Below are 3,392 nucleotides of genomic sequence, written 5' to 3'. Positions count from 1 at the left end.
CAGATTAACACGGATTGACACGGATTGGCTGCTGGATCGTTCAGCTTCGCTGCTCAATTCAGCCGCCGGATTTTTTTTGAGGATGAAGATCGCGGTTCCCGCTGATTGAAGGCGGATTGGCACGGATTGAAGACGGGAGATAGGAGTCGGGGAAGGCGGATTTTTGCCCACAGATTAACACGGATTTTCACGGATGGATGGATGAGGGGTTACCGGGGGTTGTGTTGAGCTTTTCGGCTATTGAGGTGTCGGGGTATCTGGCTATATGAGGAGGAAGACCGCGGTTCCCGCTGATTGGGAGCGGATTTTCACGGATGGAAGACGGGAGATGTGGACCGGGAGATAGGAGTTGGGGACGGAAGAGTTTTGCCCAAGGATTAGCACGGATTGGCACGGATTTTTGGATGAGGGGTTGATCGGAGGATTGGGTTATGTATTCTTGCTATTGAGCTATTGAGCTGTCTCGCCATCTGGCCTTATGGGGATGAAGAGCGCGGTGCCCGCTGATTGAAAACGGATTGGCACGGATTGAAGACGGGAGATGTGGACCGGGGGGTGGGGGTGTTAAAATGGCATGATATTTGCGGTTAGATTGTTAACCCATATTACTACTTTTGTAGTATTGCTTTTTTTTACCCCCATATAAATAGAAATAGCGATGTCTTCGTTGATTCAAAAAACTGTTCAGGAGGCGATTGAACGCCGTAAGGTTATTTCCGTGTTTTTTTTTGGCGAGGGCGGCCCGCGGTTGCTTGAGCCGTTTTGTCTTGGTATGACGGATTCGGGTATGCCTGGCTTGAGGGCGTATCAGGTTGGCGGGTTCAGTAATACGTTTACGTCTTTTGGGTGGAAGGTGTTCAAGCTTGATTTGATGGTGTCTGCGGAGGTGACGGATCAGGGGTTTTCTGGCGTTCGTGATGGCGGAAATACGGACGATGTGGTTTTTGATGAGATTATTTGTGAGGTTGAGTGTTCGTCAACGAAGGGTGTGAGGAGTTAGGAGTCGGGGAAGAAAGAGTTTTGCCCACGGATTGGAGTCAGGAGAATTGAAGAGGAAGAGTTTTGCCCACGGATTTTCACGGATTGGCACGGATTTTTGGATGGGGGTTGATCGGAGGTTGTGTTAAGTTTTTCGGCTATTGAGGTGTCGAGGTATCTGGCAATAAGAGGAAGATCGCGGTGCCCGCTGATTGAAAACGGATTTTCACGGATTGAAGAGCGGTAGACCTGAGCGGGGTTTTAGGGGACGTTGTTTTGCAGCTTAACTTGTGGCCAGGGATGTGAGCGGTGGACAGGGAGATTGAAGAGGAAGAGTTGCCCACGGATTAGCACGGAGGGAAGAGCGTGGATCGGGAGTTGGGTTGCGAAGGTTGAGTGCGCATGGCTTACCTTCCTCTGGCTGATTCTTCTGTTTTTATGGCGCTGTTCAGACCTTCAGGATGTTTGCGCCATATGCGGATACGTTACTGTCTGCGGTAATGAGCATGATACTTTCTGCTCGTGCTTGTGCTATCAGCATTCTGTCGAATGGATCTTTATGCAATAGAGGAAGGGTTCCAACCGTAACTGCATGTTCGCCGGTTATGGGGAGTTCGCGATATGCGTTCAGCAGGAGCATTCTTCTTAACCGTGAAGCATCGACCTGAAAATCGGTGCGGCCCATACCGGATTTGATGGAGATCTCCCAGAGACTTGCTGAACTGAAAATGAGATTGTTTTCGGGGTTGGTCAGTAGGCTTGCGCAGGGTTCCGGTAATTTTTCAGGCTCCCCCGCTGCCCAGAGGAGAATATGGGTATCAAGCAGAAGGTTTATCCGTCGGCAAAGAGTTTTTCGATTTCAGTCTTGTTCATCTGGTCGAAATCATCGGGTACCTGTATTTCACCTGCCATAAATCCGAGTCGTTTTGTACCTGTTTCCGCAACGGCTCCAGCGGGAATAACTTTTACAAGCGGGTTACCTGATCGGGTGATAATAAATGCATCGCCTCGAGAGGCTTGTTCAACAAGCGGAACGAGTTTTTTTTGTGCGTCGTCAAGGTTAATGGTCTGCATTTGTTGCTTTGTATTGTGATTTTTTGCCTTTGCTATATTATACGCATTTGTTGCATTTATTTTTTTAACGCGGGTGTTGAGATAAGAGTTTCAAACGTCAGGCGGGAAGACCAGGCTCTTGAATGCGCGGGAGTATCGGGCGGCCTACCACCCGGGAGTTGGAGAGAAGAGAAAGAGTTGCCCACGGATTGGGATCAGGAGTCAGGAGACGAAAGTCGGGGAAGGAAGAGGGTTAGATTGGGTTAAGCGCTATGAGGGTTTTGCTTTCTTGCTATTGAGCTATCAAGCTGTCTCGCTATCCGGCAAGAAGAGAAAGAGCGCGGTGCCCGCTGATTGGGAGCGGATTAGCACGGATGGAAGAGCGTGGGTCGGGAGTTTAGCGGTGGACCGGTAGCCCGAAGAATTGAAGAGGAAGATTATGGCCCACGGATTAACACGGATTGGCACGGATTTTTGGATGTGGGGTTACCGGGGGTTGTGTTATGCTTTTTGGCTATTGAGGTGTCGGGGTATCTGGCAAGAAGAGGAAGAGCGCGGTGCCCGCTGATTGGGAGCGGATTTTCACGGATGGAAGAGCGGTAGACCTGAGCAGGGTTTGAGGGGACGTTGTTTTGTAGCTCAACTTGCTGCCGGGTGGAAGGCGGATTGGGGAGGGATTGAAGAGGAAGAGATTGCCCACGGATTAGCACGGATTGGCACGGATTTTTGGATGTGGGTTGATCGGGGGTTGTGTTATGCTTTTTGGCTATTGAGGTGTCGGGGTATCTGGCTATATGAGGATGAAGAGCGCGGTGCCCGCTGATTTAAAACGGATTGGCACGGATGGGAAGATTGTGGAACGTAGGCGGTGGGCGGTGGGCGGTGGGCCGGTAGCCCGGAGGATGGAAGAGGAAGAGTTTTGCCCACGGATTAGCACGGATTGGCACGGATTTTTGGATGTGGGGTTACCGGGGGTTGTGTTGAGCTTTTCGGCTATTGAGGTGTCGGGGTATCTGGCAAGAAGAGGAAGAGCGCGGTGCCCGCTGATTGGGAGCGGATTAGCACGGATGGGAAGATTGTGGGACGTAGGCGGTGGGCGGTGGGCGGTGGGCGGTGGGCGGTGGGCCGGTAGCCCGAAGAATTGAAGAGGAAGAGTTTTGCCCACGGATTTTCACGGATTGGCACTGATTTATGGATGTGGGGTTACCGGGGGTTGTGTTATGCTTTTTGGCTATTGAGGTGTCGGGGTATCCGGCTATATGAGGATGAAGAACGCGGTTCCCGCTTGATTGGGAGCGGATTAGCACGGATGGGAAGATTGTGGGACGTAGGCGGTGGGCGGTGGGCCGGTAGCCCGGAGG

The 3,392-nt window shown here is 51.6% G+C and carries 3 protein-coding genes; 1 reads left to right on the top strand and 2 read right to left on the bottom strand.

Going from position 1 to position 3,392, the window contains the following annotated elements; genetic code table 11:
- Positions 1-658: 658 nt before the first annotated feature.
- Entirely contained in the window at positions 659-1,000 is a 342-nt protein-coding gene (locus K4305_RS09720) for a hypothetical protein (protein WP_331562229.1), read from the top strand.
- A gap of 426 nt (positions 1,001-1,426) precedes the next feature.
- On the opposite strand, the gene K4305_RS09715 is transcribed toward K4305_RS09720, so the two are convergent.
- On the bottom strand, positions 1,427-1,813 hold the full coding sequence (locus K4305_RS09715) for a type II toxin-antitoxin system VapC family toxin (protein WP_442880459.1): 387 nt from the start codon (positions 1,811-1,813) through the stop codon (positions 1,427-1,429).
- Positions 1,810-2,052, bottom strand: coding sequence for a type II toxin-antitoxin system Phd/YefM family antitoxin (locus tag K4305_RS09710; RefSeq protein ID WP_331562228.1), 243 nt, complete (start codon positions 2,050-2,052; stop codon positions 1,810-1,812). Before K4305_RS09710 ends, K4305_RS09715 begins: the two co-directional genes overlap by 4 nt.
- Positions 2,053-3,392: the final 1,340 nt, after the last annotated feature.

It is taken from the genome of Chlorobium sp., assembly GCF_036528655.1.
Classification (GTDB): Bacteria; Bacteroidota; Chlorobiia; order Chlorobiales; family Chlorobiaceae; genus Chlorobium.
This window is presented reverse-complemented; position numbering and strand designations above follow the sequence as displayed.

What these genes read in the sequence shown, in the direction of transcription:
- K4305_RS09720 (WP_331562229.1), top strand. Translation starts at nt 659, where the DNA reads ATGTCTTCGTTGATTCAAAAAACTGTTCAGGAGGCGATTGAACGCCGT.
- K4305_RS09710 (WP_331562228.1), bottom strand. Translation starts at nt 2,052, where the DNA reads ATGCAGACCATTAACCTTGACGACGCACAAAAAAAACTCGTTCCGCTT.